Raw genomic sequence first — 13885 nt, forward strand, 5'->3', positions numbered from 1 at the left:
GGTGGCCGGCCGGGCTGGACGATTCTGCGAACCGTGTTCGGCCTCGTGGGCATTGCCGCACTTGTGCTCGGATTGATCGGGATGCACCGATTTCGTCCCGATCGCGACTGGCCCGACCAGTGGTACTACACCTTTCAGCTCTTCGTGCTCGGCTCCGACCCGCTGCAGCTGCCGGACCCCCCGCTGCCGTGGCAGCTGCAGGTCGCGCGGTTCCTGGCCCCGCTGTTCCTCGCCGCCACGGTGGTGGAGACGGCCCGGGTCCTGTTCGCCGGGGAGATGCGCCGGCTGCGGGCCCGCACCGCCCGCCGCCACGCGATCGTGTGCGGCGACACGCCCTTCGCCAAGGCCCTGGCCGCGCAGCTCTTCGCCACCGGCGAGCGGGTCGTGGTGGTGCGCTCCGCGCCCATCCGTGCGTTCGAGCTGCGGCACCGGCGGATGCTCGGCGTGTCCGGCGACGCGCGCTCGCCCGAGGTGCTGCGGGCCGCGGGCCTGCGCCGGGCGCGGCACCTCTACATCTGCGGCGACGACGACCAGTTCAACCACGCCGTGTCCGTGACGGCCAGTACCGAGCTGCAGCTGCGCCGCTCCTCGCCGTACATCTTCGTGCAGCTGCACCGCCAGCAGACCTGTCACCTGTTGCAGGCGCGGCGGCTCGGGGCGGCCGGCTCCAACCGCTTCCGCCTCGACTACTTCCATGTCGACGACGTCGCCGCGCGCATGTTGTACCGCCTCAACCCCCTGCACCCGCCCGCGTCCGGCGGCCCGCCGGTGCGGCTGCTCATCTCCGGCGACGGCTCGTTCCCGCGCGTGCTGCTGGTCGAGACCGCGCGGTACTGGCGCTCCGTCGGCGGCCATCCCGACCAGCTCGAGATCGACCTGATCGGCGCCGACGCGGGCCGCACCCTGGCCACCCTGCAGGCGCGGTTCCCGTTCCTCGCCTCCGTCTGCCGGGTGCGCGCCCACAACGAGCTGCTCGAGACCTGGCTGCCGCGCATCACCCGGCCCGCGCGCTACGACCGCATCCACCTGAGCCACCGCGACGAGTCGAAGATGCTCGACCTGGCGCTGGAGAGCACGGAGCTGTGGCAGGCGGTCTCCGACGCGGTCTTCGTGGCCACCTACGAGGCCACCGCCCTCGCCGACGCCTTCCACGGCGGGGAGCACAACGACCTGCTCGACGAGGTCGCGGGCAAGCTGCGGGTCTACCCGATCATCACCCGGGCGTGTGACGCGCGCCTGATCGCCGACGACCTCACCGAGCGCCTGGCAAGGCGCTTCCATCGGCGGTACCTCGAGATCGCCCGCAGCTCCGCCAGCCCGAGCAGCGCCGTGGCCTGGTCGCAGCTGTCGGAGTCGATGCGCAACGCCAACCGGGCGCAGGTGCAGGGGATCGCGGCCAAGATGCAGAGGATCGACTGCGTGATCGCCGTGCGCAACGGCGAGGACGGGCTCATCACCGAGAGCGAGCTGGAGGTGCTGGCCGAGCTCGAGCACCAGCGCTGGTGCGACGAGCGGGCCGGCCAGGGGTGGCGCCACGCCGAACGGCGCGACGAGCGCCGGAAACGGCATCCGGACCTGGTCGCGTGGCAGGATCTCGGCGAGACGGGCCGTGCGAAGGCCCTCGACGCCGTGCGGTACATGACGGAGATGCTCGCGGACGAGGGCTTCACGATCGTCCGGCTCAACGAACCGATCCGCGCGACGACCGTCTGACTGGGAGACCGCCATGCGCATCGGCATCACGGGGCACACGAACCTCACCGACGTCGGCGCGGAGCTGATCTACCGGGCGCTCGTGCAGCACCTGCGCTCGCGCGACGACGGCGAGCTCATCGGGGTGACGTGCCTGGCCGACGGCGCCGACCAGCTCTTCGCCCGCGCGGTGCGCGAGGTCGGCGGCGTCTACGAGGTCGTGCTGCCGGCGCCGGACTACCGCCGTGTGGTGCCGATCGAGCGCCGCCGCGACTTCGACGCGCTGCTTGCGGGCGCCCGCAAGATCCTGCCCACCGGCGAGGCCCGCTCGGGCCCGGCCGCGTACGTCGCCGCGAACCGCATCATGCTCGGCCGCGTGGAGGAGCTGATCGCGGTGTGGGACGGGCTGGAGCACGGCGACCCGGGCGGCACCGCGGACGTGGTCACCCGCGCCCGCGCCGCGGATCTGCCGATGACCGTGATCTGGCCGGCGGGCGCCGAGCGGGCCTGAGGCCCGGGCGGCTCACGCAGCGCTGAGCGGCTCACACGGGACTGGGGGCCCGCACGAGGCGGGCGGTCACCGCGTGGGCCGCGTACAGGGCGTATCCGACGAGCAGCGGCGCCGTCAGGGGGACGAAGACGCCAAGCACGGCGGCGACGGCCGACACCCCGGCCACCGCCGCCGCCGCACCCGGTTGCCGCCATGCCGTGCGGCCGGCCCAGCGCAGGGCGTCGCGCCACCCGGCCGGGGACGTGTCCCGGCCCAGGCGCACGACGCTCAGCATGCCGATCGCGAGCAGCACGGCGGCCGCGACGCCGGTGCCGGCCAGCGCGGGTGACCCGCCCGGGACCCGGCCGGCGGCGACGGCGCCGACGTTGAAGACCAGCAGGAGCGCGCACGCCGCGGCCGTGGCACCGGCGACGGCCCCGCGCAGCAGCGAGGCGCGGAACAGCCGCCCCATCGCGCGGAGGTCCACCTTCTCGCCGCGGCCGATCGCGTGGATCGCCGAGGAGCCGGTGCGGATCGCGGCGCCGGCCGTCACCAGCGGCGCCGAGGCGATGGTCACGGCGACGCCGACCAGCGCGACGTCCGCGGCGACGGTCACGGTCTCCAGCCAGTCCCGTTTCATGGCTCAGCCCTTCAGGCCCGAGGTGTTGATGCCCTCGACGAGCATGCGCTGGAAGGCCAGGAAGAACAGGAACACCGGCACCAGCGAGAGGACCGACATCGCGAACATCGGGCCGACGGTGACCTGGCCCGAGGAGTCGATGAAGGCCCGCAGCGCGACGGGCACCGTGTTCTTCGTGGTCTCCGAGACGTACACCAGCTGACGGAAGAAGTCGTTCCACGTCCAGATGAACGAGAAGATCGCGGTGGTCACCAGCGCCGGGCGCGACAGCGGCAGGATCACGTTGCGGAAGACGCCGAACGGGGAGCAGCCGTCGATCTTCGCCGCCTCGTCGAGCTCGCGCGGGATGCTCCGCATGAACTGGACCATGAGGAAGACGAAGAACGCCTCCGTGGCCAGGAAATGCGGGACGACCAGCGGCAGGTAGGGGAACTCGCCGCCGACCAGGCCCAGCTGCTTGAACAGGATGAACTGCGGCACGATGAGCACGTGGCCGGGCAGCAGCAGGGTGCCGATCATGATGGCGAAGAACATCCGGCGGCCGCGGAAGCGCAGGCGCGCGAAGGCGTACGCGGCCAGCAGGCACGACGCCGCGTTGCCGACCACGACGAGCAGGGCCACCAGCGTGCTGTTGAGGAAGAACCGGCCGAAGGTGACCGCGGCGCTCTTGAAGTGCGTCCAGCCCTGCGGGTAGTTGCCCGGCGTCCAGTGCTCCGGCCAGACCGAGGCGTTGCTGAGCACCTCCTCCTGGCTCTTGAACGAGCTGCCGAGCAGCCAGGCGAGCGGGTACAGGATGATGGCCAGGAGGGCCAGGATGACGACGAGCCGCAGGCTCCGCTTGGCCAAGCCCGTCATTCGGCCCATCATTCGTCCCCTCCGTCGGAGTAGTGCACCCAGAACCGGCCGGTGCTGAACAGCACCACCGTCAGCAGGCCGATCGCGGCGAGGAACACCCAGGCGAGGGCGGACGCGTAGCCCATCTCGTAGTCGGTGAAAGCCTTGACGTACAGGTACAGCGTGTACATCAGGGTGGAGTCCACGGGGCCGCCGGTGCCGCCGGAGATGACGAACGCCCCGGTGAAGCCCTGGAAGCCGTGGATGGTCTCCAGCACCAGGTTGAAGAAGATGACCGGCGACATCATGGGCATCGTCACCGACCAGAACTTCCGCCAGGCCCCGGCGCCGTCGACCGACGCGGCCTCGTAGAGCTCGACCGGCACCTGCTTGAGGCCGGCCAGGAAGATGACCATCGGCGCGCCGAACTGCCAGACCGCCAGCAGGATCAGGGTGCCCAGCGCCCAGTCGGGGTCGTTCACCCAGCCCGGGCCGTGCACGCCGAAGAGCCCCAGCAGTTGGTTGAACGAGCCGTCGCGGTTGAACATCGAGTACCACACGAAGCCCAGCGCCACACTGCCGCCGAGCAGCGACGGCAGGTAGAACAGGCCCCGGAAGAACCCGACGCCGCGCATGCCGCGGTTGAGCAGCAGGGCCACGGCGAACGCGGCCGCGAGCTTGAGCGGGACCGAGATGATCCCGAACAGCACCGTCACCGTGACCGAGTGCCAGAACGCGGGGTCCGCGGTGAACATCCGCCGGTAGTTGTCGAGGCCGATGAAGTGCAGCTCCGAGAAGTCCGAGAGGATGTCGTAGTCGGTGAAGCTCAGCACCAGCGAGCCCAGCATCGGCAGGAGCGTGAACGCCCCGAAGCCGAGGAGCCAGGGGGAGAGGAAGACGTAACCGGCCCGGCCCTCGCGGCGGACCCCCCGCCCGGATCCCTGGGGGACCCGGACGGAGTGTCGCGCTGGCCGTTGCGTGGTCGTGAGCGCCACTGGAAGGGATTCCCTACTTGGAGATGGCCGTCTTCACGGCCGTGATGAACGCCTCGGCGGCCTGGGCGGAGGACGCCTTGCCGGTCTGCACCGACTCGGCGGCCTTGATCAGCTCCGAGCGCAGCGTGCTGTGCCCCTTGAGCGGCACCTGCGGGGACGGGCCGAAGGTCTTGCCGAGCTGGTTCTCCACGTCGATGGAGGTCTTCATCGCCTTGTCGGTGACGGCGCTCTCGACGGTGGTGCGCACGTCCAGGTTGGACGGCAGGCCGCGGTCGGTGCCGAGGACCTTGCCGGCCTCGGGGTCGTTGGCCAGGAAGTTGATGACGTCGACGGCCACGTCCTTCTTGGAGCTGCCGCGGTATACCGAGAAGTACATCGACGCGCGCGCCCACTGGGCCTTCGGGTCACCGGGGTAGGACACGACGCCGAGCTCGTCCTTGGTGTTCTTCTGCAGCTCCGGCAGCTGGTTCACCCACACCCACGAGGTAAGGGCTTTCCCGGTGACCACGAGCTGCTTGGTGATGTCGGTCGCGTTGCCCTCCCGGATCACGTCCGGCGGCGGCGTCGCGCCCTTGTCCCGGGCGCCCTTCCACAGGTCGAACCAGGCGGTCACGTCCTGGGCGGTGAAGCCGAGCTCCTTGCCCTTGTACAGGTCCTTGCCCTGCTGGCGCAGCCACACCCAGAACGCCTTGTAGTCCGCGCTCGGGTCCTGCGTGCCGGCCGTCTTCGTGGCCGCCCCGGCCGCCTGGGCCCAGGTGATGAACTGCTCCCACGACATGCCGCTGGTCGGCAGCGGCTGGTTCGCCGCCTGCAGCTTGGTCTTGTTGAACACGAGACCCTGGGTGTTCTCGCCGAACGCGACGCCGGCGAGCTTGCCGTCGACCTCGCCGTACTTCCAGAGGCTCTCGGGGAACTTCGACGTGTCCAGCTTGCCGGACTTCTGGTACGAGCTGAGGTCCAGCGTGACGTTCCTCGACGCGTACTCGGTCAGGTAGTTGTCGTCGATCTGGAAGATGTCGGGCGCGGCGTTGCCGGCCGTGAGCGTGGCCAGCTTGTCGAAGTAGCCCTGGTTGGCCTGCCACGTCGTCTTGAACGTGACGTTCGGGTGCTTCGCGGTGTACAGCTTCAGCGCGTCCTCGGTGAGCTTGGCGCGCGCGTCGCCGCCCCACCAGAAGAAGCTCAGCTCGACCGGCTCGGTGGAGTCCGCCGAGGGGGATGACCCGGCGTCGTCACCGCAGGCGGCGAGGGGCACGAGCAGAGCGGCCGCGGCGGCTACTGCGAGCAGCCGTCGGCGAGGGGTTCCGGACATGAAAGTTTCACTCCTAGGCATCGGCCGCGAGTGGGGTTCAGACCGGAGCGGGGCCGGTCGATTCGCGGATGACCAGTTGGGTCTGGAGCGTGACGAGTGCGGTGGAGCGGTGTTCTTCGTCGTGGTGCAGCAGCAGGTCCACGGCCGCCCGGCCGGCGGCCGCGGTCGGGGTCGCCACGGTGGTGAGCTTCGGGCGCACCAGCCGGCTGAGCATGATGTCGTCGATGCCGACGACGCTGAGCTCCTCCGGCACGCGCACCCCGCGGTCGTGCAGGGCCTCGAGCAGGCCGATCGCCATGAGGTCGTTGTAGGCCAGCACGGCGGTCGCCCCGGTGGCCAGCACCGCCTCGCAGGCGGCCGATCCGGCCGCCTCCGTGGGCTGGTAGGGGCCCAGGGCCGTGAGCGTGGCCCCGGCGGCCTTGGCCGCCGCGGTCGCGCTGCGGCGGATCTCCCGGTTGGTCCACGAGCCCCGCGGCCCGCCCAGCAGGGCGATGGCGCGGTGCCCGAGGCCCGCCAGGTGTTCGATCGCGGTCCGGGCGCCGTCGGCGACGTCCATCACGACCGCGGGAAGCCCCTCGACGGGCCGGTTCACCACGACCAGGGGCACCTCCTTGCGGAGCTTCTCGATCAGGTCGTTGCTCATGCGCGGGCTGCACAGCAGCACGCCGTCGACCTGCTTGGCGAGGGCGTGGACGAGTTGCTCCTCGGCCACGGGGTCCTCGTTGGTGTCGGCGACGAAGAGGTGATAGTCGCGCTGGCGCGACTGGGACTCCGCGGCTTTGATGAGCGGGGGGAAGAACGGGTTGGCGATGTCCGCGACGATCAGGCCGATGTTGTGCGTCCGGCCGGTGATCAGGGCGCGGGCCGCCCGGTTGGGGCGGTAGCCGAGGCTCTCCGCGGTGGACAGCACCCGGCTGCGGGTGTCGGGATTGACGAGGTGCGGCGCCGAGAACGTGCGCGACACGGTGGAGACATGGACGCCGGAGGCGCGGGCGACATCTCGGATCGTGGCGGGCACGTGGAGTCCTCTCGGGGCGGCGGCAGCGGTGGCCCGTCCCGGGGCGGCCGGGGTGCTGACCGTCCGGGGGAGGGGTGACCTGGGTCACCGCAGTGGTGCCAATTATGCAAACGTTTGCTCCCGTGTCAACGCCCCTCAATGCGATCACATCGACGGTATTGACCGGACGAGCGGCTCTTGCGCATAGTTTGCTGCAAACCTTTGCAGCCTTTCGCCTCAGGAGGCTCCTTGAAATCCCGCTACGCGATCGTCGGCACCGGGTCGCGCGCCGCCATGTTCGTCCGGGCGCTCACCGAGGAGCACCGCGACACCTGCGAGCTCGTCGCGCTGGCCGACCCGAACCCGGTCCGCATCGCCGTGCACAACGACCGGCTCCCCGCGCCGGTCCCGGCGTACCGCGCGAGCGAGTTCACCGAGATGATCGAGCGCGAGCGCGTCGACGTGGTGATCGTGTGCACCGTGGACCGCTACCACGACGAGTACATCGTCGCGGCGCTCGAGGCCGGATGCGACGTGCTCACCGAGAAGCCGATGACCATCGACGCGCGGCGCTGCGCGCGGATCATGGATGCCGTGCGCCGCACCGGCCGCCGGGTCCGGGTCACCTTCAACTACCGCTACAACCCGCTGCACGAGGCGGTGAAGCGCATCCTCGCGGCGGGCGAGATCGGCGATGTCGGGTCGGTGCACTTCGAGTGGCTGCTCGACGTGCGCCACGGCGCCGACTACTTCCGGCGCTGGCACCGCGACAAGGCCGACTCCGGCGGGCTGCTCGTGCACAAGGCCGGGCACCACTTCGACCTGGTCAACTGGTGGCTGGCCGACGACCCCGCCAGCGTCTACGCCGACGGTCGCCTGTTTTTCTACGGTACCGACGGAGCCGGCCACGGCGCCGGGAAGTTCGCGATCGACATGAGCGATCCCGACCTCACGGCGCTCTACGGTGAGACGGCCGTGCGGGCCGACGGCTACCACCGCGACCAGGACGTCTTCGCGCCCGGCGTGACCATCGAGGACGATCTGGCCGTGCTGGTGCGTTACGCTCGCGGGGCGACCCTGACGTATCACCTGACGGCCTACGCGCCCTGGGAGGGGTACCGTATCGCCTTCAACGGCAGCCGCGGACGGCTCGAACTCGACGTGACCGAGACCGACCACGTCTCGGTGGAGGCGGCCGACTCGCTCAAGGGACACCGCGAGCCCGGCACCGCCAGTCTCCGCCTGCGGCCCTTCTTCGGCCCGCCCGTGGACGTCGCCGTCGAGGGCCATCGCCGGGAGGGCCACGGCGGCGCCGACGTGCGCATGCTCGCGCAGCTGCTCGATCCGGCCGCGCCCCCCGACCCGCTGGGCCGCGGCGCCGACGCGGCCGACGGGGCCCGCGCCCTGCTCGTCGGGCTCGCCGCCAACGAGTCCATCACCACCGGTCGGCCCGTCCGCACCGCCGAGCTCAAGGCTGGTATCGCCCATGCATGAGGATCAACTGCTGCCCGCCGAGCCCGGAGTCCGCGCGATCGCGCGCGAGCTCTACCGGCACGCCAAGGACCTGCCGCTGATCAGCCCGCACGGCCACGTCGACCCGGCGATCCTCGCCGACGACAAGCCGTTCCCGGACCCGGCCCGGCTCATCGTGGTGCCGGACCACTACGTCACGCGGATGCTGGCCAGCCAGGGCATTCCCCCCGCCGAGCTCGGGGTCCCGTCGCTGGACGGCACCCCGGTGGAGACCGACGGGCGCACGATCTGGCGGCGGCTGGCCGCCAACTGGCACCTGTTCCGGGGCACCCCCTCGCGGCTGTGGACCGAGCGCGTGCTCGCCGAGGTCTTCGGGGTCGCCGCGCCGCTCAACGCGCAGACCGCCGACGAGGTGTACGACGCCGTCGCGCAACGCCTGGCCGACCCGCGGTTCCGCCCCCGGGCGCTGTTCGAGCGCTTCAACCTCGAGCAGCTGGCCACCACCGAGTCGCCGCTGTCGGACCTCGGCGCCCACGCCAAACTGGCGGCCGACGGCTGGGGCGGCCCGGGCGGGCGGGTCATCACCACGTTCCGCCCCGACGACCTGGTCGACCTCGACTGGCCCGGCTGGACCGAGCGGGTCGAGCAGCTCGGCGCGGGCACCTTCGCCGAGTTCCTCGACCGCCTGCGCGAGCGCCGCCAGGCGTTCATCGCCGCCGGGGCGACCTCCAGCGACCACGGGCACCCGAGCGCCGCCACGCTCGCCCTGCCCCGCGACGAGGCCGCCGCGCTGTTCGACCGGGCGCTGCGCGACCGGGCCGAGGCCGGGGACGCCGAGCGGTTCCGGGCCCACATGCTGGTCGAGTTCGCCCGCATGTCGGTCGAGGACGGCCTGGTCATGCAGCTGCACCCGGGCGCCGTGCGCAACCACAACGCGGCCCTGCACGCCCGGCACGGCCGCGACGTCGGCGGCGACATCCCGAGCCCGACCGAGTACGTGCGGTCGCTGCGCCCGCTGCTGGACGAGCTCGGCAACGACCCGCGCTTCCGCATCGTGCTCTACACGCTGGACGAGACCGTCTTCACCCGCGAGCTCGCCCCGCTCGCCGGCGGCTACCCGGCCGTGTTCCTCGGCGCCCCGTGGTGGTTCCTGGACAGCCCCGAGGGCCTGCGCCGCTACCGCGAGGCCGTCACCGAGACCGCGGGCTTCTACAACACCGCCGGCTTCGTCGACGACACGCGCGCGTTCTGCTCCATCCCGGTGCGCCACGACGTGGCCCGCCGCGTCGACGCCGGCTTCCTCGCCCGGCTCGTCGCCGAGCACCGCCTCCCGCTCGACGAGGCCGCCGAGACCATCGCCGACCTCGCCTACCACCTGCCCAAGCGCGTCTACCAGCGCACCGTCCGAAGTGGAGAGTCGGCGTGACCGAGATCATCGGCCTGACCGTGCACGACGTGCGGTTCCCGACCGCGGCCGCCGGGGACGGCTCCGACGCCATCAACCGCGGCGACTACTCGGCCACCTACGTCGTCGTCGAGACCGCCGACGGCGCCCAGGGCTTCGGGCTGACCTTCACCAACGGCCGCGGCAACGAGATCACCTGCGCCGCCGTCGAGGCCCTGCGCCACCACGTCGTCGGGCACACCGTCGAGGAGCTGTGCACGGCCGCGGGCGCCCGCACCATCACCGCCGACGTGCAGGTGCGCTGGCTCGGCCCCGAGAAGGGGGTCGTGGCCATGGCCGCCGGCGCGATCCTCAACGCCGTGTGGGACCTGCGCGCCCGCCTCGCGGACAAGCCGATGTGGCGGCTGCTGGCCGAGCTGCCCACGGCCGAGCTGGTCGCGGCCGTGGACTTCCGGCACATCGCCGACGCGCTCACCCCGGCCGAGGCCGCCGCCATCCTCGACGCCGGGCTCGACGGCTACGCGGACCGGCTCGCCCACGTGCGCGAGCACGGCTACCCGTCGTACACGACCTCCGTCGGCTGGCTGGGCTACGACGACGAGAAGGTCCGCGCGCTCACCCGGGCCGCGGTCAAGGACGGCTGGACCGCGGTGAAGATGAAGGTCGGCGGGCCCATCGACGACGACGTGCGCCGGGCCGGCATCATCCGCGCCGAGATCGGCCCGGGCGCCCTGCTCATGATGGACGCCAACCAGGTCTGGGACGTCGAGGAGGCCATCGCCAACATGGAGCGGCTGGTCGCCTTCGACCCGTACTGGATCGAGGAGCCCACGCACGCCGACGACGTGCTCGGCCACGCGGCGATCCAGCGCGCGCTCGGGGAGCGGTGCAAGGTCGCCACCGGCGAGGTCGCCGCGAACCGGGTCATCTTCAAGCAGCTGCTGCAGGCCGGCGCGATCGGCATCATGCAGGTCGACGCGTGCCGGGTCGCCGGCGTCGGCGAGGTGCTCGCCGAGCTGCTCATGGCGGCCAAGTTCGGGGTCACCGTGTGCCCGCACGCGGGCGGGGTGGGGCTGTGCGAGTACGTGCAGCACCTGTCGTTCTTCGACTACCTGCGCGTGAGCCGGTCGATGCAGGGGCGGATGGTGGAGTACGTCGACCACCTGCACGAGCACTTCACCGACCCGGTCCGGGTGGAGGGCGGCCGCTACCGGCTGCCCGAGCGGCCCGGCTACAGCGTGCGGATGCGGCCCGAGTCCGTCGAGCGGTTCGCGTTCCCGCAGGGGCCGGTATGGAGCGCCTGAGCCGGGCCACCGCCGGTGACGTGCCCAAGGCCACGGGCACCGGCATCGTGCATCTCGGGCTGGGCGCGTTCCACCGGGCCCACCAGGCGGTCTTCACCGCCGACGCGATCGCCGAGGGCGGCGGGGACTGGGGCATCGCCGCGGTCGCGCCCCGCTCCCGGGCCGTGCTCGACCCGCTGCTGGAGCAGGACCTGCTGTACAGCGTGCTGACCCTGGACGGCGAACGGGTCACGCCGCGCGTGCTCGGGGTCCACAGCCAGGCCCTGCACGCGGCGAGCGAGCCGGAGGCGGTCGAGCGCCTGCTGGCCGACCCGGCCGTGCGGATCGTCACGCTGACGGTGACCGAGAAGGCGTACCGGCCCGGTTCGGCGGTCCTCGACCTGCTGGTCCGGGGGCTGCGAGCCCGCGCGGGGGCGCCGATCGCGCTGGTGAGCTGCGACAACCTACCCAGCAACGGCCGGCGGCTGCGCGAGCTCGTCGTGGCCGAGCTGGGGCCGTCCATCGTGGACTCGACCGGGTTCCCGAGCACGATGGTGGACCGCATCGTGCCGGCCAGTACCGATGCCACCTATGCCACCGCGAGGGACGTCCTGGGCCTGGAGGACCGGGCCACGGTGGGCGCGGAGCCGTTCAACGCGTGGGTCCTCGAGGACGACTTCCCGGGCGGGCGGCCGGCGTGGGACCTGGCCGGCGCCATCGTCACCGACGACGTGGGCCCGTGGGAGGGGCTGAAGCTGCGGGTGGTCCTCGGGGTGCACTCGGCGCTGGCGTACCTCGGCGCGCTGGCCGGCGCGCCCACGATCGACCGGTCGCTGGCGCTGCCGGGGATGCGGGACGTCGTGGAACGGTTCATCGCGACCGACATCGCGCCGACGCTGTCCCCGCCGGAGGGGGTGACGGTCGAGCGGTTCGGGCAGAGCGCCCTCGCGCGCTTCGCCAACTCCGCCCTGCGCCACCGCACCCTGCAGGTCGCGATGGACGGCTCGCAGAAGCTCCCGCAGCGGCTCCTCGGCACCATCGCGGACCGGCGGGCGGCGGGGAGCATGCCGTTGTACGCCACGCTCGTCCTCGCCGCCTGGATGCGCTTCGTGCGCGGGTCGGCCGACGACGGCACCCCGCTGCCGCTGGACGACCCGCTGGCCGACCGGCTGCGGTCCGCCCCGGACCTGCTGGCGCTCGACGCCGTCTTCCCGCCCGGCATCGCCGACGACACCGAGCTGCGCGCGCAGCTGGCCGAGTGGAGCGGCGCCCTGGAGCGCCACGGCGTGCTCGGCACCCTGGCCGGGCTGCGGTGAGCACGTCCGTCGCGCTCATCGGGGCGGCCGGGCACGGCGCCTGGCACCTGCGGGCCATCGACGCCCTCGGCGAGCGGGTCCGGCTCGTCGCCACGTGCGACGTGCAGCCCGGCTACGACTACACCGACCACCGGCGGATGCTGGAGGAGCGCAAGCCGGAGGTCGTGGTCGTGTGCACCCCGCCGCACACCCACCTGCCGATCGCCCTCGACGTCCTCGGCGCCGGGGCCGACCTGCTGCTGGAGAAGCCGCCGGTGCTGTCCCTGGCCGACCATCGGCGGCTCGCCGAGGCGGCCCGCGGCCGGGTGCTGCAGATCGGCTTCCAGGCGCTGGGCTCGCCGACGCTGCCGCTGCTGGCCGAGCGGGTCGGCGAGGTGACGTCGGCCTCGGTCGCCGGGGCCTGGTGGCGGCCCGACAGCTACTGGGCGCGCAGCTCGTGGGCGGGGCGGCGCGGGCGGGACGGGGCCCTCGTGAACCCCTTCGCGCACGCCCTCATGCAGGCGCTGGCCATCACCGGAATCCGTCCACCGTGGACGCTCAGCCTGGATCGGTACCGGGTCAGGCCCGCGGTCGAGGTGGAGGACACGGCCACGCTGCGCCTCACCGCGCCCGACGGCCGCGCGGTGTTCGTGGCCGTCACGCTCTGCTCGGCCGAGTTCGTGCCCGGCGACATCACCGTCGTCGGGCGCGACGGCACGGCCGAGGTCGGCTACGCCCAGGACCGCCTCGACGGGGAGGTCGTGCCCGGCCGGGTCGGGCTGCTGGAGAACCTGCTCGACCACCGCGACCACGGCGCGCCGCTGCTGGTGCCGCTGGAGCGGACGGAACCGTTCACGGCCCTCGCGGAGGCGATCCTGGCCGCCGAGGAGCCCGTGCTGCTCGACCCCGCCCGCCTCGCCCGGCGCGAGGACGGCGTGGAGATCCCGGACGCGGCCGCGATGATCCGCCGCGCCGCCGCCGAACGCGCCCACTTCCGTGAGATCGGAGTCCTCCCATGAGGAAACTTTCACTCGCCGACCTGCCCGACGGCGGTACCCCGGCCACCCTCGCCGCCATCGGGCGGGGCTGGGGGCCGGTCCAGCGCGGCGGGATCAGCCGCTACGACGACCCCGGGCACCGCACCCACCCCGAGTCGGACGTGCACGTCCACGACGTCCCGGAGATCTTCACCATCGTGCAGGGCGCGGGCGTGCTGGAGCTCAACGGCTCCGCCGACACCCGGTTCACGGCCGGCGACATCCTCATCATCGAGCCGGGGGAGAACCACCACCTGATCAGCGACGGCGACGTGCCGCTCGTCTTCACCTGGATGCACCTCTCGCCGGTTGACGCGGAATCGACGGCGGTCTAGGTTACGGGCTGAGGAAAGCGTTTTCCTCAGCCCCACGCATGCGGCCGACCCGCCCAGTCCCGCCGCACACCCCCATGCGTCACGTCTCCCTCGACGGAGG

Annotated in this window: 13 protein-coding genes; 8 read left to right on the forward strand and 5 right to left on the reverse strand. The window is 72.3% G+C overall.

What is annotated here, in order from left to right; translation table 11 throughout:
- The first annotated feature begins 81 nt into the window (after positions 1-81).
- Both ABT369_RS44455 and ABT369_RS44460 read left to right on the forward strand, forming a co-directional pair.
- Complete coding sequence (locus tag ABT369_RS44455; RefSeq protein ID WP_350622268.1) at positions 82-1713, forward strand: NAD-binding protein; 1632 nt, start codon at positions 82-84, stop codon at positions 1711-1713.
- A gap of 13 nt (positions 1714-1726) precedes the next feature.
- Positions 1727-2203, forward strand: coding sequence for a hypothetical protein (locus tag ABT369_RS44460; protein WP_350622270.1), 477 nt, complete (start codon positions 1727-1729; stop codon positions 2201-2203).
- 31 nt (positions 2204-2234) lie between these two features.
- On the opposite strand, the gene ABT369_RS44465 is transcribed toward ABT369_RS44460, so the two are convergent.
- From ABT369_RS44465 to ABT369_RS44485, 5 genes are read right to left on the reverse strand one after another with little or no spacing between them, the layout of a single operon-like run.
- Positions 2235-2822, reverse strand: a complete 588-nt coding sequence (locus tag ABT369_RS44465) for a hypothetical protein (RefSeq protein WP_350622272.1) — start codon at positions 2820-2822, stop codon at positions 2235-2237.
- Positions 2823-2825: 3 nt separating this feature from the next.
- Positions 2826-3677: a carbohydrate ABC transporter permease gene (locus ABT369_RS44470; protein ID WP_350622274.1), complete on the reverse strand. Its 852-nt coding sequence runs from the start codon at positions 3675-3677 to the stop codon at positions 2826-2828.
- 8 nt (positions 3678-3685) lie between these two features.
- Positions 3686-4651, reverse strand: a complete 966-nt coding sequence (locus tag ABT369_RS44475) for a carbohydrate ABC transporter permease (protein ID WP_502891905.1) — start codon at positions 4649-4651, stop codon at positions 3686-3688.
- Between the two features lie 13 nt (positions 4652-4664).
- Positions 4665-5960, reverse strand: coding sequence for an ABC transporter substrate-binding protein (locus tag ABT369_RS44480; RefSeq protein ID WP_350622278.1), 1296 nt, complete (start codon positions 5958-5960; stop codon positions 4665-4667).
- A gap of 37 nt (positions 5961-5997) precedes the next feature.
- A complete protein-coding gene (locus ABT369_RS44485; protein ID WP_350622280.1) occupies positions 5998-6978 on the reverse strand; it encodes a LacI family DNA-binding transcriptional regulator in 981 nt (326 codons plus the stop codon).
- A gap of 228 nt (positions 6979-7206) precedes the next feature.
- On the opposite strand from ABT369_RS44485, the gene ABT369_RS44490 reads away from it, so the two are divergent.
- From ABT369_RS44490 to ABT369_RS44515, 6 genes are read left to right on the forward strand one after another with little or no spacing between them, the layout of a single operon-like run.
- Positions 7207-8451: a Gfo/Idh/MocA family protein gene (locus ABT369_RS44490; protein ID WP_350622282.1), complete on the forward strand. Its 1245-nt coding sequence runs from the start codon at positions 7207-7209 to the stop codon at positions 8449-8451.
- Positions 8444-9856: a glucuronate isomerase gene (gene uxaC, locus ABT369_RS44495; RefSeq protein WP_350622284.1), complete on the forward strand. Its 1413-nt coding sequence runs from the start codon at positions 8444-8446 to the stop codon at positions 9854-9856. Before ABT369_RS44490 ends, uxaC begins: the two co-directional genes overlap by 8 nt.
- On the forward strand, positions 9853-11139 hold the full coding sequence (locus tag ABT369_RS44500) for an enolase C-terminal domain-like protein (RefSeq protein ID WP_350622286.1): 1287 nt from the start codon (positions 9853-9855) through the stop codon (positions 11137-11139). Before uxaC ends, ABT369_RS44500 begins: the two co-directional genes overlap by 4 nt.
- Positions 11127-12434 (forward strand): mannitol dehydrogenase family protein, encoded by a 1308-nt coding sequence (locus tag ABT369_RS44505; RefSeq protein WP_350622288.1) that lies wholly within the window; start codon positions 11127-11129, stop codon positions 12432-12434. The genes ABT369_RS44500 and ABT369_RS44505 overlap by 13 nt, the downstream gene beginning before the upstream one ends.
- Positions 12431-13432, forward strand: a complete 1002-nt coding sequence (locus ABT369_RS44510) for a Gfo/Idh/MocA family protein (RefSeq protein ID WP_350622290.1) — start codon at positions 12431-12433, stop codon at positions 13430-13432. Before ABT369_RS44505 ends, ABT369_RS44510 begins: the two co-directional genes overlap by 4 nt.
- A complete protein-coding gene (locus ABT369_RS44515) occupies positions 13429-13785 on the forward strand; it encodes a cupin domain-containing protein (protein ID WP_350622292.1) in 357 nt (118 codons plus the stop codon). Before ABT369_RS44510 ends, ABT369_RS44515 begins: the two co-directional genes overlap by 4 nt.
- The last annotated feature ends 100 nt before the right edge of the window (positions 13786-13885 follow it).

The sequence above is a fragment of the Dactylosporangium sp. NPDC000244 genome (assembly GCF_040300725.1).
In the GTDB taxonomy this organism is placed as follows: Bacteria; Actinomycetota; Actinomycetes; order Mycobacteriales; family Micromonosporaceae; genus Dactylosporangium.